Origin of the sequence: Streptomyces sp. NPDC021115 (genome assembly GCF_044333065.1) — a bacterium.
Lineage (GTDB): Bacteria > Actinomycetota > Actinomycetes > Streptomycetales > Streptomycetaceae > Streptomyces.
The window spans coordinates 221,138-241,633 of sequence record NZ_JBIRQF010000012.1 but is presented as its reverse complement, the minus strand read 5'-3'; the positions used below and the strand labels follow the sequence as shown (position 1 = coordinate 241,633).

At 70.3% G+C, this 20,496-nt stretch carries 23 protein-coding genes; 7 read left to right on the top strand and 16 right to left on the bottom strand.

What is annotated here, in order from left to right; translation table 11 throughout:
* Positions 1-295: 295 nt before the first annotated feature.
* Positions 296-958 carry a DNA-3-methyladenine glycosylase gene (locus ACH4TL_RS31375; protein ID WP_398323379.1) on the bottom strand — a complete coding sequence of 221 codons (663 nt, stop codon included), beginning with the start codon at positions 956-958 and terminating at the stop codon, positions 296-298.
* A 199-nt stretch (positions 959-1,157) separates the two neighbouring features.
* On the opposite strand from ACH4TL_RS31375, the gene ACH4TL_RS31370 reads away from it, so the two are divergent.
* A complete protein-coding gene (locus ACH4TL_RS31370; RefSeq protein WP_398323350.1) occupies positions 1,158-1,940 on the top strand; it encodes a sporulation protein in 783 nt (260 codons plus the stop codon).
* 80 nt (positions 1,941-2,020) lie between these two features.
* Here ACH4TL_RS31370 and ACH4TL_RS31365 read toward each other — a convergent pair whose 3' ends face one another.
* Positions 2,021-2,359: a barstar family protein gene (locus ACH4TL_RS31365; protein ID WP_398323348.1), complete on the bottom strand. Its 339-nt coding sequence runs from the start codon at positions 2,357-2,359 to the stop codon at positions 2,021-2,023.
* 87 nt (positions 2,360-2,446) lie between these two features.
* On the opposite strand from ACH4TL_RS31365, the gene ACH4TL_RS31360 reads away from it, so the two are divergent.
* Both ACH4TL_RS31360 and ACH4TL_RS31355 read left to right on the top strand, forming a co-directional pair.
* Complete coding sequence (locus ACH4TL_RS31360) at positions 2,447-2,986, top strand: YbhB/YbcL family Raf kinase inhibitor-like protein (protein ID WP_398323346.1); 540 nt, start codon at positions 2,447-2,449, stop codon at positions 2,984-2,986.
* 104 nt (positions 2,987-3,090) lie between these two features.
* Positions 3,091-3,594 (top strand): HNH endonuclease, encoded by a 504-nt coding sequence (locus ACH4TL_RS31355; RefSeq protein ID WP_398323344.1) that lies wholly within the window; start codon positions 3,091-3,093, stop codon positions 3,592-3,594.
* 75 nt (positions 3,595-3,669) lie between these two features.
* Here the strand turns inward: ACH4TL_RS31355 and ACH4TL_RS31350 are convergent, their stop codons facing one another.
* The 3 genes from ACH4TL_RS31350 to ACH4TL_RS31340 all read right to left on the bottom strand — a co-directional run bounded on the left by ACH4TL_RS31350 (position 3,670) and on the right by ACH4TL_RS31340 (position 6,095).
* Complete coding sequence (locus ACH4TL_RS31350) at positions 3,670-4,635, bottom strand: SPFH domain-containing protein (RefSeq protein WP_361487917.1); 966 nt, start codon at positions 4,633-4,635, stop codon at positions 3,670-3,672.
* Positions 4,636-4,771: 136 nt separating this feature from the next.
* The gene (locus ACH4TL_RS31345) at positions 4,772-5,158 is read right to left on the bottom strand and encodes an NfeD family protein (RefSeq protein ID WP_398323377.1); all 387 of its coding nucleotides are present in this window, start codon (positions 5,156-5,158) and stop codon (positions 4,772-4,774) included.
* A 145-nt stretch (positions 5,159-5,303) separates the two neighbouring features.
* Positions 5,304-6,095, bottom strand: coding sequence for an ABC transporter ATP-binding protein (locus ACH4TL_RS31340; protein WP_398323341.1), 792 nt, complete (start codon positions 6,093-6,095; stop codon positions 5,304-5,306).
* 110 nt (positions 6,096-6,205) lie between these two features.
* Between ACH4TL_RS31340 and ACH4TL_RS31335 the strand changes: the two genes are divergently transcribed.
* Positions 6,206-7,009: a hypothetical protein gene (locus ACH4TL_RS31335; protein ID WP_398323339.1), complete on the top strand. Its 804-nt coding sequence runs from the start codon at positions 6,206-6,208 to the stop codon at positions 7,007-7,009.
* 96 nt (positions 7,010-7,105) lie between these two features.
* Here ACH4TL_RS31335 and ACH4TL_RS31330 read toward each other — a convergent pair whose 3' ends face one another.
* The 3 genes from ACH4TL_RS31330 to ACH4TL_RS31320 all read right to left on the bottom strand — a co-directional run bounded on the left by ACH4TL_RS31330 (position 7,106) and on the right by ACH4TL_RS31320 (position 9,275).
* Positions 7,106-7,333, bottom strand: a complete 228-nt coding sequence (locus ACH4TL_RS31330) for a chaplin (RefSeq protein ID WP_398323337.1) — start codon at positions 7,331-7,333, stop codon at positions 7,106-7,108.
* Between the two features lie 135 nt (positions 7,334-7,468).
* Positions 7,469-8,125: a response regulator gene (locus tag ACH4TL_RS31325; RefSeq protein WP_398323335.1), complete on the bottom strand. Its 657-nt coding sequence runs from the start codon at positions 8,123-8,125 to the stop codon at positions 7,469-7,471.
* Complete coding sequence (locus ACH4TL_RS31320) at positions 8,118-9,275, bottom strand: GAF domain-containing sensor histidine kinase (RefSeq protein ID WP_398323333.1); 1,158 nt, start codon at positions 9,273-9,275, stop codon at positions 8,118-8,120. The genes ACH4TL_RS31325 and ACH4TL_RS31320 overlap by 8 nt, the downstream gene beginning before the upstream one ends.
* A gap of 445 nt (positions 9,276-9,720) precedes the next feature.
* Here ACH4TL_RS31320 and ACH4TL_RS31315 point away from each other — a divergent pair, with 445 nt between their 5' ends.
* A complete protein-coding gene (locus ACH4TL_RS31315) occupies positions 9,721-10,488 on the top strand; it encodes a lytic transglycosylase (protein ID WP_398323331.1) in 768 nt (255 codons plus the stop codon).
* An 86-nt stretch (positions 10,489-10,574) separates the two neighbouring features.
* Here ACH4TL_RS31315 and ACH4TL_RS31310 read toward each other — a convergent pair whose 3' ends face one another.
* Entirely contained in the window at positions 10,575-13,238 is a 2,664-nt protein-coding gene (locus ACH4TL_RS31310; protein ID WP_398323329.1) for an FHA domain-containing protein, read from the bottom strand.
* 316 nt (positions 13,239-13,554) lie between these two features.
* On the opposite strand from ACH4TL_RS31310, the gene serB reads away from it, so the two are divergent.
* Positions 13,555-14,790 (top strand): phosphoserine phosphatase SerB, encoded by a 1,236-nt coding sequence (serB, locus tag ACH4TL_RS31305; RefSeq protein WP_398323327.1) that lies wholly within the window; start codon positions 13,555-13,557, stop codon positions 14,788-14,790.
* Between the two features lie 122 nt (positions 14,791-14,912).
* On the opposite strand, the gene ACH4TL_RS31300 is transcribed toward serB, so the two are convergent.
* The 4 genes from ACH4TL_RS31300 to ACH4TL_RS31285 form a co-directional block, all read right to left on the bottom strand.
* Positions 14,913-15,431, bottom strand: a complete 519-nt coding sequence (locus tag ACH4TL_RS31300; RefSeq protein WP_398323325.1) for a SixA phosphatase family protein — start codon at positions 15,429-15,431, stop codon at positions 14,913-14,915.
* Positions 15,432-15,528: 97 nt separating this feature from the next.
* Positions 15,529-15,744, bottom strand: coding sequence for a hypothetical protein (locus tag ACH4TL_RS31295; protein ID WP_398323323.1), 216 nt, complete (start codon positions 15,742-15,744; stop codon positions 15,529-15,531).
* A gap of 163 nt (positions 15,745-15,907) precedes the next feature.
* Positions 15,908-16,024 carry an SGM_5486 family transporter-associated protein gene (locus ACH4TL_RS31290; protein WP_358623491.1) on the bottom strand — a complete coding sequence of 39 codons (117 nt, stop codon included), beginning with the start codon at positions 16,022-16,024 and terminating at the stop codon, positions 15,908-15,910.
* Between the two features lie 23 nt (positions 16,025-16,047).
* Positions 16,048-17,370 (bottom strand): CynX/NimT family MFS transporter, encoded by a 1,323-nt coding sequence (locus tag ACH4TL_RS31285; protein WP_398323321.1) that lies wholly within the window; start codon positions 17,368-17,370, stop codon positions 16,048-16,050.
* Between the two features lie 128 nt (positions 17,371-17,498).
* Between ACH4TL_RS31285 and ACH4TL_RS31280 the strand changes: the two genes are divergently transcribed.
* Entirely contained in the window at positions 17,499-18,179 is a 681-nt protein-coding gene (locus ACH4TL_RS31280; protein WP_398323319.1) for a FadR/GntR family transcriptional regulator, read from the top strand.
* A 40-nt stretch (positions 18,180-18,219) separates the two neighbouring features.
* On the opposite strand, the gene ACH4TL_RS31275 is transcribed toward ACH4TL_RS31280, so the two are convergent.
* The 3 genes from ACH4TL_RS31275 to fabG all read right to left on the bottom strand — a co-directional run bounded on the left by ACH4TL_RS31275 (position 18,220) and on the right by fabG (position 20,254).
* Positions 18,220-18,549 (bottom strand): hypothetical protein, encoded by a 330-nt coding sequence (locus ACH4TL_RS31275; protein ID WP_398323317.1) that lies wholly within the window; start codon positions 18,547-18,549, stop codon positions 18,220-18,222.
* A 224-nt stretch (positions 18,550-18,773) separates the two neighbouring features.
* Positions 18,774-19,544 (bottom strand): enoyl-ACP reductase FabI, encoded by a 771-nt coding sequence (fabI, locus tag ACH4TL_RS31270; protein ID WP_398323315.1) that lies wholly within the window; start codon positions 19,542-19,544, stop codon positions 18,774-18,776.
* A 5-nt stretch (positions 19,545-19,549) separates the two neighbouring features.
* A complete protein-coding gene (gene fabG, locus ACH4TL_RS31265; protein WP_055554041.1) occupies positions 19,550-20,254 on the bottom strand; it encodes a 3-oxoacyl-[acyl-carrier-protein] reductase in 705 nt (234 codons plus the stop codon).
* Positions 20,255-20,496 lie beyond the last annotated feature (242 nt).

The following is a 20,496-nucleotide window of genomic DNA, read 5'->3' as shown; positions in this document are numbered from 1 at the left end:
CCAACCTTACCAGATCCGTTTTCCGTTCCGTTTCCGGTCCGAATTCCGTTTCCGGCCCCCTGTTGGAGCGGGGTGTTTCGCGCCTTCCGGCGTGTCCACCACTTTAGCGAATTTCCCGCTCAGCTCCTAATCGGAGCCCCAGGGCATGATTTCGCGCAGCGAAATAAGACCCTGTCCGGGAAGTGTCAGTAGTGGTTGGCCGCCTGGGGCTGCTGTGGCCCGACCTGCTGGTCGTGCCGACAGCGCTGCCCGTCTCAAGCGGCTCGGGCTACGTTAGGCCCCCGGCCGACCGGAGTCAAGTTCCCACCTGACGGGGCGTCGAACCGCGACGCCTCGGGGTGTGTGCCCGGTACGGGCTGACCGAGGGGTCGCCCTCGATCCAGAAGCGCCACGGGTGGGTCGCGCCCTCGCCGCCGACTCCGGTGCGGGGTCCGCTCAGCACCTGTTCGGACCGGGCGGGGCAGCCGGTGAGGATCTCCAGCGGGGCCTCGGGCCCCGCGCACACATCGGTGCCGTCCAGTCGGCGGTCGACACCGAGTGCCGTGGCCAGCCGCGCCGGGCCCTTGGCCAGTTCCTGGGCGTTGCGCGCCTTCGGCCGACGCTCATGGGCGTGCTCGTGTCCGTACAGCACCTCCCCCGCGCGCAGCAGCACCCCGCTCGGGGAGCCCTCCGGTCCGCAGACCAGGTTGAGGCAGTGCCACATGCCGTAGGTGAAGTAGACGTACGCATGGCCCGGGGGGCCGAACATCACGGCGTTGCGCTCGGTGCGTCCGCGGTAGGCGTGCGAGCCGGGGTCGGCCGGGCCCGCGTACGCCTCGACCTCGGTCAGGCGCAGCGCGATCGGGCCCTCGGGGGTGCGGCGGACGAGGGTGCGGCCGAGGAGGTCCGGTGCGACCTCCAGGACCGGGCGGTCGAAGAAGGCGCGGGCCAGCGGCGCGCGGTCGGGTCCATCGGTCACTTCGGCTCGTTCGGTCACGCGGTCCGAGCGTAGTGGAACCGATAGCTACCGGTGGTTGGAGCCGGGAGCGGTGCACTGCGAGGGTATGACCCGCGGAACCGCAGGCGGCTGTTCCGCGTATCTACTGTTCAACAGCGTTCGACGCGATCGAGTCATGGCGCGAAAGCGTCGGTGCGAAAGCGTCCTTGAGAGGGAGAACATGGGCTTCAAGAAGCTGCTCGCGAGTTTGGGTGCCGGTGGTGCCTCGGTGGAGACGGTGCTGACCGAGCAGAACGTCGTCCCGGGTGGCGTCGTGCAGGGCGAGGTCCGGATCCAGGGGGGCTCCGTCGCGCAGCAGATCGAGGGTCTTTCCGTCGGCCTTCAGGCACGGGTCGAGGTGGAGCGGGACGACCAGGAGCACAAGCAGGACATCGAGTTCACCCGGCAGCAGCTGGGCGGCGCGTTCGAGGTGCAGCCGGGTGCGGTGCACTCAGTGCAGTTCGGTCTCGAGATCCCCTGGGAGACCCCGGTCACGATGTTCCTGGGACATCATCTGACCGGGATGAACGTGGGTGTGACGACCGAGCTGGCGATCGCGCGTGCGGTGGACTCGGGCGACCTCGACCCGGTCAATGTGCATCCGCTCCCCGCCCAGCAGACGATCCTGGACGCGTTCGGCGCGCTCGGTTTCCGGTTCAAGAGCGCCGACTTGGAGAAGGGGCACATCCGCGGGACGCGCCAGCGGCTGCCCTTCTACCAGGAGATCGAGTTCCACGCGCCGCAGCAGTACCGGGGGCTCAACCAGGTCGAGCTGTCCTTCGTCGCGGACGACCGCGAAATGGACGTCGTCCTGGAGATGGACAAGAAGCCGGGGCTGTTCAGCTCGGGCAGCGACTCCTACCGGTCCTTCACGGTCGGCCTGGACTCCTACCAGGAGACGGACTGGGCCGCGTATCTGAACCAGTGGCTCGCCGAGGTCGGCGGCAAGCGCAACTGGCTCTGAGCCGTGCCCGGTTCCGCGGGGCGTGCGCCGATGCGTTCGGTGCGCGCCCCGCGCGCTGTTCGGCGCTGATCAGCGCGCGTTCAGCGCTCTTCCTCCGGGCCGTCGTCGTACCAGATGGTCAGCGGTGTGCCGTGGGCCGACCAGTAGGTGACGACGTCGCTGAGGATGTCCGCCGCGATCGCCGCGGCCTCGGGCGCCGCGTCGCGGAACGCGTTCCAGCCACGGATCCGCAGCAGATAGCCGCTGGGCTCGGCGCCCTCGCCCCACCAGGAGAGATCGGTGAGGCAGTCGGCGAGCGCGTCCCAGTTGTGCCCGTACCAGTCGGGGAAGCGCAGGTCCCGGGCGCAGCGCTCGAGGAAGCCGTCCTTGTCGGACACATCGTCGAGGTGCAGGGGGAGCACGGGGGTCGGGCCGGTCATGGGCGACATGGTGCCAGCCCGCGCCCGTCCGGTCTCGTTAGGCTGGCCGGACAGCTGATCAACCGCGATCATCAGGAGGTTTTCGACGTGTCCGATCAGAACCGGCGCCCGCTCCCCCATGACTTCCATCCGCCGGTGCCGTCGTTCACCGCGGTGAGCGACGAGGTGCAGGCGAACGGCACGCTGCCGTCCGCCCAGGTGTACGCGGAGGGGAACACCTCGCCGCAACTGCGCTGGGAGGGGTTCCCTGAGGGGACGAAGAGCTTCGCCGTCACCTGCTTCGACCCGGACGCGCCGACCGGCAGCGGGTTCTGGCACTGGGTGCTGTTCGACATTCCGGCGACCGTGACGGAGCTTCCGGCCGGGGCGGGCACCGGTGGCTTCGCGGGGCTTCCCGAGGGTGCCGTGCACGCCCGTAACGACTTCGGCACCCGTGACTTCGGCGGTGCCGCGCCGCCGCCCGGGGACGGGCCTCACCGCTATGTGTTCACGGTGTACGCGGTGGACACCGAGAAGCTGGGCCCGGACGCGGACGCGTCGCCCGCGGTGGTCGGCTTCAACCTGCGGTTCCACACCCTGGGCCGGGCGCAGCTGATCGGCGAGTACGAGGTGCCAGCGGCGGGCTGACGTCGCGAAATTGCGTTGTCCTCGGCCATCCTCCCGGCCAGAGTTGATCCCGGCCCGCCCACTGCTCAGAGGCGGGCGCGGCCGGGATGCGGGAGGTGGTCGGGATGCGCGAGACGCTGGTTCTGAACGCGAGCTTCGAGCCGCTGTCGACGGTGACGCTGCGGCGTGCGGTGGTGCTGGTACTCCAGGAGAAGGCCGTCGTCGAACGCGCCCATCCCGGGCTGCGGGTGCGCGCCGCCGAGGTCGATCTGCCGCTGCCGCGGGTGATCCGGCTGTGCCGTTACGTACGGGTGCCGTTCCGAAGACGGGCTCCGTGGTCGCGGCGCGGGGTGCTGGTGCGGGATCAGCACCGGTGCGCGTACTGCGGGCGGCGGGCGACGACGGTGGACCACGTGGTGCCGCGGTCGCGCGGCGGCGGGGACACCTGGCTGAACACGGTCGCCTCCTGCGCGGAGGACAACCACCGCAAGGCGGACCGGACTCCGGAGCAGGCGGGGATGCGGCTGCTCAACTCGCCGTTCGAGCCGACGCCTTCGGATGCGCTGCTGCTGGCGCTGGGGGCGGCCGAGCGGGACGCGCTGCCGGAGTGGCTGGCACTGCCCGCCTGAGCCCGTCCCTGCCGGACCAATGCTGAAGGGCCGGTACCCCGCGGGGTACCGGCCCTTCAGCATTGGTCTGCTCGGTCAGTCGATCCTGGGCTGCTCGCGGCGCGGGGCGGCCTCCTTGCCGGTGGGCGCCGGGGCTGCCGGTGCGCCGCCACCGTTCCCGCCGGTCAGCGGGCCGAAGTTGCCCATGGCCCCGCCGAGGCCCTTGAGGGCGTCGCCGATCTCGCTGGGCACGATCCAGAGCTTGTTGGCGTCGCCCTCGGCGATCTTCGGCAGCATCTGGAGGTACTGGTAGGAGAGCAGCTTCTGGTCCGGGTCTCCGGCGTGGATGGACTCGAAGACCGTGCGGATCGCCTGGGCCTCGCCCTCGGCGCGCAGCGCGGCGGCCTTGGACTCACCCTCGGCCCGCAGGATCGCGGACTGCTTCTCACCCTCGGCGCGCAGGATCTCGGACTGCCGGACACCTTCGGCCTGGAGGATCGCGGCGCGCTTGTCACGGTCGGCGCGCATCTGCTTCTCCATCGAGTCCTGGATGGAGGTCGGCGGCTCGATGGCCTTCAGCTCGACGCGGTTGACGCGGATACCCCACTTGCCGGTGGCCTCGTCGAGGACGCCGCGAAGCGCCGCGTTGATCTCCTCACGGGAGGTCAGGGTGCGCTCCAGGTCCATGCCGCCGATGATGTTCCGCAGGGTGGTGACGGTCAGCTGCTCGATCGCCTGGATGTAGCTGGCGACCTCGTAGGTGGCGGCCCGGGCGTCGGTCACCTGGTAGTAGATGACGGTGTCGATGTTCACGACCAGGTTGTCCTGGGTGATCACCGGCTGCGGCGGGAACGGGACGACCTGTTCGCGCAGATCGACGCGGTTGCGGATCGAGTCGATGAACGGGACGACGATGTTGAGGCCCGCGTTGAGGGTGCGCGTATAGCGGCCGAAGCGTTCCACGATGGCGGCACTGGCCTGGGGGATGACCTGGATCGTCTTGATCAGTGCGATGAAGACGAGCACCACCAGGATGATCAGGACGATGATGATCGGTTCCACAGCGGCTCCCCGTGCCCTTCATGCGTGCTTTGGATGATCGGGATGATCAGGTCCGGTCTTGTGGGTGGAGTCTGTCAGATCGACGGCCGACTCCGCAGCTGAGCGGGGTGGCGCTCAGCTCTTGGTACTACGACGTCTACATGACGACGGCGGTGGCGCCGTCGATCTCGACGACGTCGACCTGCTGACCCGGTTCGTACGCCTGGCCGGGGTCGAGCGAGCGGGCGGACCAGATCTCACCGGCCAGCTTGATGCGGCCGCCGCCGCTGTCGTCGACCCGTTCGAGGACGACGGCCTGCCGGCCCTTCAGCGCCTCGACGCCGCTGCGCAGCCCGGGTTGCTGCTGCCGGCTGCGGACCGCCATCGGGCGGACGACGGCGACGAGCGCGACCGAGACGGCGCAGAAGACGATGACCTGGAGCACGACGCCGCCGCCGAGCGCGTCGGTGATCGCACCGGCGACCGCGCCGACCGCGACCATCCCGAATTCGGGCATCGCGGTCAGCACGAGCGGAATGCCCATTCCTACGGCGGCGATCAGCCACCACACCCACGGATCCACAAGGTCATGGTAGTTCTCATGGTCCGTCGGGGAACAGGGCGCAGTTCGGGGTGCCGGTGGCATACGCCGTGTTCGGGGCGGGGGTTCAGGCCATCGGAGGGCGGTTTCAGGTCAGCGGCAGGCCCTGGGCGGTCCAGCGGTCGCCGTTGCGCTCGACGAGCAACGGGAGCCCGAAGCAGCGCGAGAGATTACGGGAGGTCAGCTCCATGTCGATGGGCCCGGCGGTGAGCACCTTGCCCTGACGGACCATCAGCACGTGGGTGAAACCCGGGGGGATTTCCTCGACGTGATGTGTCACCATGATCATCGACGGCGCGTACGGGTCGCGGGCGAGCCGCCCGAGGCGGCGTACGAGGTCCTCGCGGCCGCCGAGGTCGAGCCCTGCCGCGGGCTCGTCCAGGAGCAGCAGTTCGGGGTCGGTCATCATCGCGCGGGCGATGAGGGTGCGCTTGCGCTCGCCCTCGGAGAGGGTGCCGAACTTGCGGTCGAGGTACTCGTTCATGCCGAGGCGGTCGAGGAAGGCCCGGGCCCGGACCTCGTCGACCTGGTCGTAGTCCTCCTGCCAGTGCGCCGTCATGCCGTACGCGGCGGTGAGGACGGTCTGGAGGACGGTCTGGGCGCGCGGCAGCTTCTCGGCCATGGCGATACCCGCCATGCCGATGCGCGGGCGCAGCTCGAAGACGTCCACGGCGCCGAGCTGCTCGCCGAGGATCCGGGCGGACCCGGTGCTCGGGTAGAGGTAGCTCGACGCGAGGTTGAGCAGGGTGGTCTTCCCGGCACCGTTGGGGCCGAGGATCACCCAGCGCTCCCCTTCCTTGATCGACCAGGAGACGTCGTCCACCAGAGCCCGACCGTCGCGGACCACGGATACGTCCACCAGCTCCAGAACCTCGCTCATGAGCGCGTTGTCTCCCATTGCAGTCTCGAGTGTCGCGTGCGCCTGTGGGCGCAGCCCCCAGAGGAAAACCTACGCCACGCATTGTCGGTGGCAGTCCTTAGGCTGGTTCCATGCTCGATGAACCACGTTCAGGGCGCCTCGCAGCCTGGGGAAATGCCCTTCTCGCCGGACTTGTCCCGCCGGACGACGCCGCGCACCGGATCGCTGGGGAGGACGCGTCGCACCGGGTGGACGGGCTGCCCGGCGAGTCCGGTCCGGTCGGACTGACGCTGGCGCTGGGGCGGCTGAGAGCACTCGGGGCCAAGGGGCTGCGGGTGGCGCTGCCGGTAGCGGGGCATCCACTGGGGCTCAGCGGGCCTCCGGAGTTCAACGAGAAGGCGCTCGACGCGGGCGAGGCGGTGCTGGCCACGGGGGTGGCGCTGGGCCTGGTGCCCGAGGTGTCGGCGGCGGGGCCCGAGGGCGATCAGCACATCGAGGTGATGTGGCGCTGTCTGCCGGTGCGGGAGGCGCCGCCCGCGGACGTGCCGTCGCTCGGCGAGGCCGAGCGGGAGCTGGCCGAGGCGCTGCGGGAGGCGACGGAGGTGCTGTCCCGGCTGAATGTGGCCGGGGCCGGTCCGGCCGCCCAGGCGGCGCTGGAGGCGTACCGGGCGCGGGCCGAGCGGGGGCGCGAGGTGCTGGCGCCCGGCTATCCGCCGCGGGCGCTGCGGGTGCTGGAGCTGGCGCAGCGGGTGGGCGCGCTGATCGCCATCGCGTACGCGCCGGGCGGGGACGGCAAGGACCACGGCGGGGCGGTGAGCGCGTCGGAGATCGCGGCCCGGGCGGAGGCGTTGCGGCCGGTGGAGCGCACGGCGCGGCGGGCGCAGGTGGCGGCGTACAACGCGTATGTGGAGGAGCTGGAGCGGGGCGGCTTCTGAGGTCCCGGCCGCCACGACCCAAGGGGCCGGACCCGGAGGCGATGCCTCCGGGTCCGGCCGGTGTGGTGCGCGGTGCCTCTGCCCTGAGGGGTGGGATCAGCCGCAGGAGGGGTTCATCGCCCCGATGACCGTAACGGTGTTGCAGGAGACGTTGACCGGCACATGGACGGGCACCTGGGCGTTGTTGCCCGAGACGACGCCCGGGGACATGGTCGCCCCGCCGTCGGCCATGGGACCGTCCTGGGCGGAGGCGACACCCGCACCGGCGACGGCAAGACCGCCGGCCGCGATGGTGATGGCAGCGATCCTCTTGATGTTCTTCACTTCTCAAGACCCTTCGTCCATAGCGTCACTGCGGCGAATCACCGCGGTACGCCGTGAAGAACGGCCCGGAGCGGACGGAGTTGCGCTGTTCGGGTGACATACACACGTTGGTGTGATTGCACGGAGAAACGCTGTTCATGCCCCGATTCCGTGCCGCACCGCCCACAGTGCGGCCTGCGTGCGGTCGGCGAGGTCCAATTTCATAAGAATGTTGGACACATGTGTCTTCACGGTCTTTTCGGACAATACGAGCCTGCGTGCGATTTCCCGGTTCGACCGGCCGTCCGCGATCAGCCCGAGCACTTCCCGCTCCCGGTCGGTGAGGGAGCCCCCGCGCCCCTGGCCGCCGCCCGCCTCCTCCTGGGAGAGCAGCGCGTCGGCCACCTCGGGCTGGAGCACCACCTGCCCGGCGTGGACGGACCGTATGGCGCACGCGAGGGCGTCGGGGTCCACGTCCTTGTAGACGTAGCCCGCCGCGCCCGCGCGCAGGGCGGGGACCACGGTGCGCTTCTCCGTGAAACTCGTCACGACCAGCACCCGGGCCGGGTTGCCGAGGTCGCGCAGCTTGCGCAGCGCCTCGATGCCGTCGATGCCGGGCATCTTGACGTCCATCAGGACGATGTCGGGGCGCAGCTCCTCGGCGCGGGCGATGCCCTCCTCCCCGTCCGCGGCCTCGCCGACCACGTCGATGTCGTCCTGCACCTCCAGGAAGGTCCGCAGGCCGCGCCGCACCACCTGGTGGTCGTCGACGAGCAGCACCCGTACCGCCGCTCCGTCCCGTCGCTCACCCACCGGGCACCTCCATCTCGATCACAGTTCCCTTGCCGGGCGCCGACTCCACGGTCAGTCCGCCGCCGACGCCGCTCGCCCGGTCGCGCATCGACACCAGCCCCAGGTGCCGCCCCGCCCGGCGCACCGCCGAGGGGTCGAAGCCGCCGCCGTCGTCGCCGACCCGCAGCAGGGCGCCCTGGCCGTGCCGGGAGAGGGTGACCTCGACCCGGCGTGCGTCGGCGTGGCGCAGCGCGTTGTGCAGGGCCTCCTGGGCCACCCGCAGCAGCGCCTCCTCCTGGGCGGCGGGCAGCGCCCGCACGCCGTGCGCCTCGAAGGTGACCCGGGCGGTGTGGGCCCGGTCCAGGACCTGTATCTGAGTGCGCAGGGTCGCGACCAGGCCGTCCTCGTCGAGCGCGGCGGGGCGCAGCTCCACGACGGCCGAGCGCAGCTCGTCGGCGGCCTCGGCGGCGAGGGTGGTGACCTGCTGGAGCTCTTCCCTGGCGCGGGCCGGGTCGCGGTCCACGAGCGCGGCGGCGGCCTGGGCGGTCAGCCGCAGCGAGAAGAGCTTCTGGGAGACGGCGTCGTGCAGCTCATGGGCGAGCCGGGCGCGCTCCCCGGCGATGGTCAGCTCGCGGCTGCGCTCGTAGAGCCGGGCGTTGGTGAGGGCGATGGCGGCGTGCTGGGCGAGGATGGCCAGCAGCTCCTCGTCCTCCGCGGTGAAGCCGCAGCCGCCCTCCGGTTTCGCGCAACGCTTGTTGGCCAGGAAAAGCGCGCCGAGGACTTCCTCACCATCCGCAATGGGAAGTCCAATAAAGTCGGACATATCTGGATGTTCGGGAGGCCAGCCCTCGAATCGCGGATCCCGCCGGACGTCGGCCAGCCGCTGCGGGGTCGCGCCCTTGAGCATCGCGGCCAGGATTCCGTGCTGGCGGGGCAGCGGCCCGATGGCCTTCCACTGCTCGTCGCTGACGCCATCTACTACGAACTGGGCGAAACCCCCGTGGTCGTCCGGGACCCCCAGCGCCGAGTACTCCGCGTCCAGCAGCTCCCGGGCGGACACAACGATGGTCTTTAGGACATCCCGTACTTCCAGATGTCTGCTCATCGCGAGGAGCGCACTGCTCACCCAGGCCAGCCCCGCCCCGGCTCCACCACCCGGCCCTTTGGTCATGGAGCTCACCGTACCGGCGCGGCGACAAAGGGCATATCGGCCTTCAGCAGCCCTTCGTTGCGACTCGGGACCTAGGACGAGGGACGCAGGAGAAGCGCCGAAAGAGGTTCGTTACAAGGTCCGGGAATTCCGCCACACTCCGCATTTGCGCGGGCACACCTCGCGATATTAAAGACTCCGCAATGTGATGCCTGACACAGGATCCATATCACTTACGAAGTCACTTAGTGGATGTTTTTACCCGGCGTGAGCGGGGAGAACGCCAGCTCGCACGGGCGGGGGAGACCTACTTACCCACTAAGCAGCATCGTATGTCACACCTTTGCCACAGCTTTTTGCGACCGCTAAGAATTTCCCCCAGTCGCACGGCGCCGTAGATCCAGACACGGCGCACAAGCGCCGATTTGGCCTGCGACACAAGCGATTGGAAGAGGTCTACTCCGCCATGCCCCTGCCCAGCATCCCCGGCTACAACCGCCTGACGAAGACAACCAAGTACTCCGCCGCCGGTATCGCCGCGGCAGGCGCCGCCGCCATAGCCTTCGCGCTCGTCCCCGGTGGCAATGCCGATGCCAAATCGACGGCCCAGGAGCTTCCGGCGAAGCCGGTCTCGTGGAACTCGCAGAAGGTCGACAGCAAGGCCCAGCAGGAGATTCTGCTGAAGCAGGCCACCCTGGCCAGCAAGCAGGCGCAGGCCGAGGCCGCGCAGAAGAAGGCCGCGGAAGCCGCTGCCGCCAAGAAGGCCGCAGAGGCCGCGGCCGCCAAGAAGGCCGCCGCCGAGGCCGCCGCCAAGAAGGCCGCCGCGGCGCAGGCCGCCAAGGAGCGCGCCGCCAAGGAGGCCGCGAGCCGTGCCGCCGCGCGGGCCAAGCTCGCCGCCGCCAAGAAGACCTACCCGAACAACCTTGACGGCTGGATCCGGGAATCCCTGGACATCATGAAGAAGCACAACATCCCGGGTACCTACCACGGCATCTACAAGAACGTCATCCGTGAGTCCGGCGGTGACCCGCGGGCCATCAACAACTACGACATCAACGCCCAGAACGGTGTCCCGTCCAAGGGCCTGCTCCAGGTCATCCTGCCTACCTTCCAGGCGTACCACGTCCCGGGCACGCCCTTCGACCAGTACGACCCGGTCGCCAACATCGTCGCCGCGTGCAACTACGCCGCCGACCGGTACGGCTCCATCGACAACGTCAACGGCCCGTACTAAACCCGGCGTCCACACGCCGAAGGGCGGCGGCACCCCCAGTGTGCGAGGGTGCCGCCGCCCTTCGGGCCGCTCGGACGAGCCTGCCGCTACTTGCGCATGACCTCCGGCTCATGGCGGCGCAGCAGCCGCGCCACCACGACAGCGCAGATGATGGCGAGCGCCAGCAGGACGGCCATGTCGATGCTCCACTGGGCCGTGGTGTGCTCCCACAGCGGGTCCGTGTCCAGCGGCTTCTTGCGGTCCCACGGCGCCATCAGATGGCCCGGGCCAGGGCCCAGGTCCAGCGTCGCGCCGACCGCGCCGACCGCCCAGCGGGCGGGCATCAGATACGCGAACTGCTCGATGCCGGGCGATCCGTAGATCTTGAAAAGGATGCCGGTGAAGACGACCTGGATGATCGCGAACATGACCAGCAGCGGCATGGTCTTCTCGGCGGTCTTCACCAGCGAGGAGATCACCAGGCCCACCATCATCGAGGTGAAGCCGATCGCGATGATGGCCACGCACATCTCGACGGCCGGCGGCATGATCAGCGCTTCCTCGGGCAGCTCACGGGTCGAGAAGCCGATGGCGCTGATGATCACGCCCTGGAAGGCGGTGATCACGCCGAGCACGATCACCTTGGACATCAGATAGGCGGAGCGGGAGAGGCCGACCGCCCGTTCCCGTTCGTAGATCACCCGTTCCTTGATCAGCTCTCGTACGGAGTTGGCCGCGCCCGAGAAGCACATGCCGACCACGAGGATCAGGGTGATCGTGCCCGAGTCCTGGTTGAACTGGCCCTTCGGCGCTCTGGTGAAGCCGAAGTCCGACGGGATGACGGTACTGACCGCGCCGAGCACGGCGGGCAGGATCACCATCAGCGCCAGGAAGCCTCTGTCGGACGCGATGACCGAGACGTAGCGGCGTATCAGCGTCCACAGCTGGGAGCCCCAGCCCTGCGACTTCTGCATCCGCGCGGGCGGCGCCTGCACGTCGACGGACTGCGCGGCGACGGCGTCGATGTCCGCGGCGTACATCTGGTAGTGCTGCGAACCGCGCCAGCGGCCCGACCAGTCGTAGTCGCGGTAGTTCTCGAACGCCGAGAAGACGTCCGCCCAGCTGTCGTAGCCGAAGAAGTTCAGCGCCTCGTTCGGCGGGCCGAAGTAGGCCACCGAACCGCCCGGCGCCATCACCAGCAGCTTGTCGCACAGCGCCAGCTCGGCCACCGAGTGGGTGACCACCAGGACGGTGCGGCCGTCGTCGGCGAGGCCGCGCAGCAGCTGCATGACGTCGCGGTCCATGCCCGGGTCGAGACCGGAGGTCGGCTCGTCCAGGAAGATCAGCGACGGCTTGGTGAGCAGCTCCAGCGCGACCGAGACCCGCTTGCGCTGACCGCCGGAGAGCGCGGTGACCTTCTTGTCCCGGTGGATGTCGAGCTTCAGCTCGCGCAGCACCTCGTCGATCCGGGCCTCGCGCTCGGCGGTCGCGGTGTCACCGGGGAAGCGGAGCTTCGCGGCGTACCGGAGTGCCTTCTGGACGGTCAGCTCCTTGTGCAGGATGTCGTCCTGCGGAACCAGACCGATGCGCTGGCGCAGCTCGGCGAACTGCTTGTAGAGGTTCCGGTTGTCGTAGAGGACATCGCCCTCGTTGGCCGGACGGTAGCCGGTGAGCGCCTTCAGCAGCGTCGACTTGCCGGAGCCGGACGGGCCGATGACCGCGATCAGCGACTTCTCGGGGACGCCGAAGGAGACGTCCTTGAGGATCTGCTTGCCGCCGTCGACCGTGACGGTGAGGTGGCGCGCCGAGAAGGAGACGTCACCGGTGTCGACGAACTCCTCCAGCCGGTCGCCGACCAGCCGGAAGGTGGAGTGGCCGACGCCGACGGTGTCGTTCGGGCCGATCACCTGCTGGCGGACCGGCTGACCGTTGACGTACGTACCGTTGTGGCTGCCGAGGTCGCGAATCTCGAAGCGGCCGTCGGGCAGCGCCCGGAACTCGGCGTGGTTGCGGGAGACCTGGAGGTCGGAGACGACCAGCTCGTTCTCCAGCGCACGGCCGATGCGCATCACCCGGCCCGCGTCCAGCTGGTGGAACGTCGTCGGGCTGCGGTCGCCCTGGCCGGTCCGCGCCTCGGCGGAACCGCTGGGGCCGCCACCGGGCCCGCCGCCGCGCCCGTTCTGCGCGGGGTTGGCGTGCTGGCTCGACTGCTGCGGCACGAACGGCTGCTGCTGGTGCGGGGCCTGGGGCTGCTGCCAACCCTGGGGCTGCTGGCCCTGCTGCGGCCAGCCGCCCGCGCCGGGCTGCTGCTGATAGGGCTGCTGCGGGGGCTGCTGGTACTGCTGGGGCTGCGCCTGCGGGGGCTGCTGTGCCTGCTGCTGCGCCTGCTGAGGGGCGCCCATGGCCCCCTGCGGGGTGTACGCGGCGGCACCCGCGCCCGCACCAGCGGCGGCGCCCGACCCCGACCCCGACCCCGAAACGTTCAGGCGGGGACCGTCGGTCGCGTTGCCGAGATGGACGGCCGCACCGGGGCCGATTTCCACCTGTTGGATTCTCTGGCCCTGCACATAAGTGCCGTTGGTGCTGCCGTGATCTTCGACGAGCCAACTGCGCCCGCCCCAGCGCACTGTGGCATGCCGCCAGGAGACTCTGGCGTCGTCCAACACCATGTCGCCCTGTGGGTCGCGCCCCACGCTGTACGACCTGGATGGATCAAGCGTCCAGGTCCGTCCGTTCAATTCCAGTACGAGTTCCGGCACTCCATGCCCCACTAGTTGTCCCCCGAGCTACTCCCTGTCAGGGAGTCTAGGGATGGCGAACATCGTGAGGAACTATTTCAGGCTCAGCCGCTTAACCGGAAGTCGGGTTTAGAGCAAGACGGCAACTCGGGCATGTTGGTTCATCCGGAAAACCCCAGAAAGGCGGTACGGGGCGACGAATGCTGCCGATCATGGATGTTCCGGACCGGGAGGCGGCACCGGCGGTGACGGGGCAGCGTCCGGTAGATGAACGTTCCGCACCATATGGCCGTCCACGACCCGGGCTGCCGCGCGCCGGACGGCGGCGGCCGGATACGGTGGGAAGACCATGAGCGCATCGCAGATTCCCCCTGCCACCGCCGTCCCGGCCGACGACGATCCCACTCTCCTTGTCAAGATCTTCGGCAAGGACCGCCCCGGCCTCACCGCCGGGCTCTGCGACACCCTCGCCGCCTACGGCGTGGACATAGTCGACATAGAGCAGGTCGTGACCCGGGGCCGCATCGTGCTGTGCGTCCTGGTCACGGCCCCGAAGGCCGACGGGGCGGAAGGGGAGCTGCGGGCCACCGTGCACAGCTGGGCCGAGTCCCAGCGGATGCAGGCGGAGATCATTTCCGGCCGCGGCGACAACCGCCGGCGCGGCACCGGCCGGTCGCACGTCACCGTGCTGGGGCATCCGCTGACCTCCGAGGCCGTAGCCGCAATCGCCTCCCGTATCACCGGCACCGGCGGCAATATCGACCGTATTTTCCGGCTGGCGAAGTATCCGGTGACGGCCGTGGAATTCGAGGTGTCCGGGGCCGAGACGGAGCCGCTGCGCACCGCGCTGGCCACCGAGGCCGCCGATATCGGGGTCGATGTGGCGGTCGTGGCGTCGGGGCTCCAGCGCCGGGCGCAGCGGCTGGTGGTCATGGACGTCGACTCGACGCTGATCCAGGACGAGGTGATCGAGCTGTTCGCGGCCCATGCGGGCTGCGAGGCCGAGGTCGCCGAGGTCACGGCCCGGGCGATGCGCGGTGAGCTGGACTTCGAGCAGTCGCTGCACGCGCGGGTCGCGCTGCTGGCGGGGATCGACGCGTCGGTGGTGGAGAAGGTGCGCGCGGAGGTCCGGCTGACGCCCGGCGCCCGCACCCTGATCCGCACCCTCAAGCGCCTGGGCTACCAGGTGGGGGTGGTCTCCGGCGGCTTCACCCAGGTCACCGATGATCTCAAGGAGCGGCTGGGGCTGGACTTCGCCTCCGCCAACACCCTGGAGGTCGTGGACGGCAAGCTCACCGGGCGCGTGATCGGCGAGGTGGTGGACCGGGCGGGCAAGGCCCGGCTGCTGCGGCGCTTCGCGGCCGAGGCGGGGGTGCCGCTGGTGCAGACCGTCGCGATCGGCGACGGGGCCAATGACCTGGACATGCTGAACGCGGCCGGGCTCGGGGTCGCCTTCAACGCCAAGCCGGTCGTACGGGAGGCCGCGCACACCGCGGTGAACGTGCCGTTCCTGGACACCGTGCTGTATCTGCTGGGCGTGACCCGTGACGAGGTCGAGGCCGCGGACGCGCACGAAGAGGACTGACCGCTCGCTCCCCCTGCTGAACCACTCCCCCTCCTGAACCACTCCCCTTCCGCCCGCCTCGGCAGCCGAGGCGGGCGGAACGGTACGGCGGCGGAACGGTAGGGCTACGGGCGTACGGCGTGCTACTCGTGCGGCGCCCAGAAGTCATCGAGGCTGCCGACACCGTGCTCCACGGACTTCCACGAACCGTTGAAGGTCACCACGGCGATGGCGGAGGTGGGGAAGCCGGTGCGGGCCATCCGCTCCCGGGTGCCCTCCGCGGCCCGGCCCGCGAGGGCGTCGGCGAGGGCGTGCACCCCGGGGTTGTGGCCGACCACCAGCAGGTCGGTGATGTCGTCGGACGTCTCGTTGAGGACCGCGATCAGTTCGCCGAGCGAGGCGTCGTACAGCCGCTCCTCGTAGACCGTCTTGGGGCGCTGGGGCAACTCGTGGACCACGAGCTTCCAGGTCTCCCGGGTGCGCACGGCGGTGGAGCAGAGGGTCAGTTCGGGGACCAGACCGGCTTCGGTGAGCCGGCGCCCGGCGAGGGGGGCGTCCTTGCGGCCGCGCTCCGCGAGCGGCCGCTCATGGTCTGCCACCTCGGGCCAGTCGGCCTTGGCGTGTCGGAGAATGACAATCCTGCGGGGCACATCGACGCTCATGCGTCCCAGCTTCGCATGAAACGGCTGGCGAGGCGCAGGGTGTTGGAACGGTGCTCACCTAAGTGAGCGCATAGTGCGGCTGCCCCCGCGCACTCGGTCACGCCCCCTGGTGGCCGAGGATCTGCCGCAGCAGCTCCAGAAACTGCGAGAGGGCCCCGGAACCGCTGGCGGCCTGCGCGTCGGAAGGACCGGCGAGCAGGAGCAGCAGCGCCACGAAGGCGAGGACGGGCAGCGCGAGGGCCCACCACGGCAACCGGACGTCCATGCCACCGTCCGCCGGGGTCGCGGGCCGGGTGGGAGTGCGGGCGGACATGGGGATCGCCTCCGGTCGGGGAACCACACTGATTCGGATGGTTCGACGGTACGGAGCGGGCGGGCCCGTTCCCATCCGGTGATCCACCCAGTTCCCCCTGACCCGCACCCCCTAGGGGACGGTGGGGCCAGCCCCACCCCCGAGGGGGATGGGAGCGCGGGCGTCAGGGCGAGGCGAAGGTCGCGATCACGCCGATGACCACCGTGATCCCGAGCATCACGCCCAGGATGAGGAGGAGCTTCTTCTGGCCGTCCGGGGGGTTCTCATCGAGCACTGGCATGCGCCAAGTGTCCCACCCGTCACTCAGATCTCGTCCTCGAGGGTGCGGTCACGCCCGGCCAGCAGGCCCGTCACGATCTGCGGCACCATCAGCCCGGCCATCAGCGCCAGCGGCGGGCCCCAGCCGCCGCTGTGCTGGTACAGCGTGCCGACCAGCAGCGGGCCCGGGATGGACAGCAGATAGCCGGTGCTCTGGGCGAAGGCGGAGAGCCGGACCACCCCGGCGCTGGTCTTCGCCCGCATGCTGATCATCGTGAGGGCGAGCGGGAAGGCGCAGTTGGCGACGCCGAGCAGGACGGCCCACACCCAGGCGCCGGCGACCGGGGCCAGCCACAGCCCCGCGTAGCCGATGATCCCGCAGACGCCCAGGATCACGGCCAGCACGCCCTGGTTGCGCAGCCGGGCCGCCGTCCGGGGCAGCACGAAGGCCAGCGGGACGCCCATGGCCATGATCACCGCGAGCAGCACCCCGGAGGTGGAGGCGGAGACCCCCGCGTCGCGGAAGATCTGCGGCATCCAGCCCATGGTGATGTACGCGGCCGTGGACTGGAGGCCGAAGAAGACGGCCATCGCCCAGGCGGTGGGGCTCCGGGTGATCCGGGTGCCAGCCGCACCGGACACGGACTGACCGGACGCGGACTGACCGGACGCGGGCTCGGCCTCGGGCGCGGGCTCGGCCTCGGGCGCGGCCGGCTGCTCGGTGCGGCGGTGCGTACGGTCGCGGGCGAGGAACAGCCAGGGCAGCATCGCGACCCCGGCGAGCACCGCCCACACCCCGAGCCCGGCCCGCCAGCTGCCGCCCAGCGCGTCGGTCATGGGCACCGTCACGGCGGCGGCGCTGGCCGTGCCCAGCGACAGGCCCATCGAGTAGAGGCCGGTCATCGTGCCCACCCGGTCCGGGAACCAGTGCTTGACGATCACCGGCATCAGGATGTTGCTCACCGCGATCCCGGCCAGGCCGAGCGCGCTGGCGCACAGGAAGGCCAGCGTCCCGCCCGCGAACGGGCGCAGCGCCAGGCCGGTGGCGATGGCCGCGAGACCGGTGCAGACGACGGCCCCGGGGCCGAAGCGGCGGGCCAGCCGGGGCGCGGTGAGCCCGAAGACGGCGAAGCAGGCCGCGGGCATAGAGGTGAGCAGTCCGGCGATGGTCCCGCTCATGCCGAGGTCGGCCCGGACCTCCTTCAGGAGCGGGCCCAGGCTGGTGACGGCGGGGCGCAGGTTGAGCGCGGCCAGCAGCAGGCCGACGACCACGATGCGGCGGCGCCACGGCGAGGGCGCGGGGCGCGGTTCCTGGTCCCGTTGCACGGGGGCCGCGGGGTCGAGCGTCGCGAGGTCGTCGTTGGGCATGCCGACCATCATAGAATCATGGGATGAATGCCTGTCCAATCGGTATGTAACCGCCGGGTGACAACCAGACGGCATCATGGAACGGCTCGTTTCTCAGCCCCACCAGCCCTCGCAGGCACAGGAGAGTCATGCCGCTGACGTCGACCCAGCGCTCCGCCCTCGCCGACCAGGTGATCGCCCAGCTGCGCGCGCAGATCACCTCGGGCGAATGGCCGGTGGGCGCGCGGATCCCGACCGAGCCCGAACTGGTCGAGCAGCTCGGGGTGGCGCGCAACACCGTGCGCGAGGCGGTGCGCGCGCTGGCGCACAACGGCCTGCTGGACATCCGGCAGGGCTCGGGCACGTACGTCCTCGCGACCAGCGAGCTGGCCGGGGTGATGCACCGCCGCTTCGCGACCGCCGAACCACGGGACGTGGCGGAGCTGCGCAGCGCCCTGGAGACGAAGGCGGCGCAGCTGGCCGCTGAGCGCCGTACCGAGCAGGACGTCAAGCAGCTCGACGCGCAGCTGGACCGGCGCGAGCGGGCCTGGGAGTCGGGGGACGCGGACGCGTTCGTGGAGGCGGACGCGACGCTGCACATGGCGATCGTGGCAGCCGCCCACAACGATGTGCTGGCCGCGCTCTACGCGGACCTGGGAGCGGTCGTACGGGACTTCCTGCGCGCCGACGTGGCCGACGGCCTGAGCCCCGAGGCGTACGTGGATCACGCGCGGCTGGTGGAGGCCATCCGGCGGCGGGACGGGGAGCGGGCGGCGGCCGAGGCGAGCACGCATCCGTTCGCCTGCCGTCTGGCGCCCGAGGCCGACTGAGCGTGGCCGCGCCCGGCCGCACGCGTCCGCACCGGGCCGCTCATCGGCGCCGATGGGTCACCCATGCCTTGCGGATCTCCTTCCAGCAGCGCTCGTCCAGCTCCACGTGCTGCGCCGGGGCCACGTCCACCCGGCGGCTGTCCATGTCCGGGTCCCACCAGCGGGCGCATTCGACGTGCAGCTGCACCCGGTCGGCGTCGGGGTAGGGGTTGAAGCAGCTGGCGGTGGCGTGCGAGCCGCGCACCGAGGTGGAGCAGGCGGCCTCGCGCGGCCGGGGGCGTTCCTGGGCGACGGAGCTGGAGGCGGCGAGGACGCAGCCGACCGCGGCGACGATCAGGGAGGCGACCGCGAAGCACCGGGGCGTACGCATGGCAGGACCTCCTCGTCCGGGCTGTCGCTCCGCGAGTCGTGCCGTCCCCCACCCTGCTCGTGCTCCACCTCCTCGTACTCCACCCTGCTCGTACTCCACCCTGCGTGCCGCGCCACTCACCCGCCCGCCCGCTGATCCGAACGGGTGATGCCGCGACGCGAACGGCCGCCGCCCCCGGTCCGCTTCGTGCGGTCCGGGGGCGGCGGCCTGCGGAATCCGTGGCGTCAGGCGCCCATCATGTGCACGCCGCCGTCGACGTGCACGATCTCGCCGGTGGTACGCGGGAACCAGTCCGACAGCAGGGCGACGATGCCGCGCCCGGCGGGCTCCGGGTCGGTCAGGTCCCAGCCGATCGGGGCCCGGTGGTTCCAGACGTCCGCCAGCTCCTCGAAGCCCGGGATGGACTTCGCGGCCATGGACTTGATGGGCCCGGCCGAGACCAGGTTGCAGCGCACGTTCTTCTCGCCCAGGTCGCGGGCGAGGTAACGGCTGGTGGACTCCAGGGCGGCCTTGGCCACGCCCATCCAGTCGTACTTCGGCCACGCGAACTGCGCGTCGAAGGTCAGCCCGACGATGGAGCCGCCGCGCGGCATGACCGGCAGGCAGGCCACGGTGAGCGCCTTCAGGGAGTACGCCGAGACGTTTACGGCCGTGCCGACGTCCTCCCAGCTGCCCTCCAGGAAGTTGAACGCGCCCTGCGGGCCGAAGGCGATGGAGTGCACGACACCGTCGAGGTCCACGCCCTCCCCCAGGTGCTCGCGCACCTTGTCGGCGAGCCCGTCGAGCTGCTCCTGGTTCTGCACGTCCAGCTCGATGACCGGGGCGGGCTTGGGCAGCCGCTTGGCGATCCGCTCGACGAGGGACACCCGGCCGAAGCCGGTCAGGATGACCTCGGCGCCCTCCTCCTGGGCCAGCTTGGCGGCGTGGAAGGCGATCGAGGACTCGGTGATGACGCCCGTGACGAGGATGCGCTTACCGGCGAGAATTCCACTCATGACGTTCAGTGACCCATGCCCAATCCGCCGTCGACAGGGATGACGGCTCCAGTGATGTACGCGGCCTCGTCGGAGGCCAGGAAGCGGACCGAGGCGGCGATCTCCTCGGGCTGCGCGTAGCGCGCGAGCGGCACCTGCTTGACGATGTTCTCGCGCTGCTCGTCGCTGAGCGCGCGCGTCATGTCCGTGTCGACGAAACCGGGCGCGACCACGTTGACCGTGATGTTCCGCGAGCCCAGCTCCCGGGCGAGCGACCGGGCGAAGCCCACCAGGCCCGCCTTCGACGCGGCGTAGTTCGCCTGCCCGGCGGAGCCCATGAGGCCGACCACCGACGAGATCAGCACCACACGCCCCTTACGGGCCCGCAGCATGCCCCGGTTGGCCCGCTTGACCATGCGGAACGTACCGGTCAGGTTGGTGTCGAGAACGGCGGAGAAGTCCTCCTCCGACATGCGCATCAGCAGCTGGTCCCGGGTGACGCCGGCGTTGGCCACCAGCACCTCGACCGTGCCGTGCTTCTCCTCGATCTCCTTGTACGCCTGCTCGACCTGCTCGGGCTCGGTGATGTCGCACTTCACCGCGAGGAAGCCGGCCGGCGGCTCACCGGACCGATAGGTGATGGCGACCTTGTCGCCTGCGTCGGCGAAGGCCCGGGCGATGGCGAGGCCGATGCCGCGGTTGCCTCCGGTGACGAGAACCGAGCGGCTCAAGGGACCACCTTCTCTTGTAGAAATCATGCTCGACCCCACGCGGTGTCCGTACGTGTGTCGATCCTCGCGAGAAAACTATCGGGCTACGGACGGGTTCGGAGAATCGAGCGCGCACAGGGGCATGTGTCGGACCCTGTCGACTTCCTACAGAAGCCGCGCCCTGGGCGCCGATACCCGGCCCGCGGGGAAGCACTTAATGTTCGCCTCACTCGGCCCCTGATATGCGGACTACCCCCGCCTGC

Bases quoted from the DNA above. Each gene is read 5' to 3' on its own strand.
- ACH4TL_RS31370 (WP_398323350.1), top strand. From the start codon at position 1,158: ATGGGCTTCAAGAAGCTGCTCGCGAGTTTGGGTGCCGGTGGTGCCTCG.
- ACH4TL_RS31365 (WP_398323348.1), bottom strand. From the start codon at position 2,359: ATGACCGGCCCGACCCCCGTGCTCCCCCTGCACCTCGACGATGTGTCC.
- ACH4TL_RS31355 (WP_398323344.1), top strand. From the start codon at position 3,091: ATGCGCGAGACGCTGGTTCTGAACGCGAGCTTCGAGCCGCTGTCGACG.
- ACH4TL_RS31345 (WP_398323377.1), bottom strand. From the start codon at position 5,158: ATGGGCATTCCGCTCGTGCTGACCGCGATGCCCGAATTCGGGATGGTC.
- ACH4TL_RS31340 (WP_398323341.1), bottom strand. From the start codon at position 6,095: ATGAGCGAGGTTCTGGAGCTGGTGGACGTATCCGTGGTCCGCGACGGT.
- ACH4TL_RS31335 (WP_398323339.1), top strand. From the start codon at position 6,206: ATGCTCGATGAACCACGTTCAGGGCGCCTCGCAGCCTGGGGAAATGCC.
- ACH4TL_RS31320 (WP_398323333.1), bottom strand. From the start codon at position 9,275: ATGACCAAAGGGCCGGGTGGTGGAGCCGGGGCGGGGCTGGCCTGGGTG.
- ACH4TL_RS31315 (WP_398323331.1), top strand. From the start codon at position 9,721: ATGCCCCTGCCCAGCATCCCCGGCTACAACCGCCTGACGAAGACAACC.
- serB (WP_398323327.1), top strand. From the start codon at position 13,555: ATGAGCGCATCGCAGATTCCCCCTGCCACCGCCGTCCCGGCCGACGAC.
- ACH4TL_RS31300 (WP_398323325.1), bottom strand. From the start codon at position 15,431: ATGAGCGTCGATGTGCCCCGCAGGATTGTCATTCTCCGACACGCCAAG.
- ACH4TL_RS31295 (WP_398323323.1), bottom strand. From the start codon at position 15,744: ATGTCCGCCCGCACTCCCACCCGGCCCGCGACCCCGGCGGACGGTGGC.
- ACH4TL_RS31290 (WP_358623491.1), bottom strand. From the start codon at position 16,024: ATGCCAGTGCTCGATGAGAACCCCCCGGACGGCCAGAAGAAGCTCCTC.
- ACH4TL_RS31285 (WP_398323321.1), bottom strand. From the start codon at position 17,370: ATGCCCAACGACGACCTCGCGACGCTCGACCCCGCGGCCCCCGTGCAA.
- ACH4TL_RS31280 (WP_398323319.1), top strand. From the start codon at position 17,499: ATGCCGCTGACGTCGACCCAGCGCTCCGCCCTCGCCGACCAGGTGATC.
- ACH4TL_RS31275 (WP_398323317.1), bottom strand. From the start codon at position 18,549: ATGCGTACGCCCCGGTGCTTCGCGGTCGCCTCCCTGATCGTCGCCGCG.
- fabI (WP_398323315.1), bottom strand. From the start codon at position 19,544: ATGAGTGGAATTCTCGCCGGTAAGCGCATCCTCGTCACGGGCGTCATC.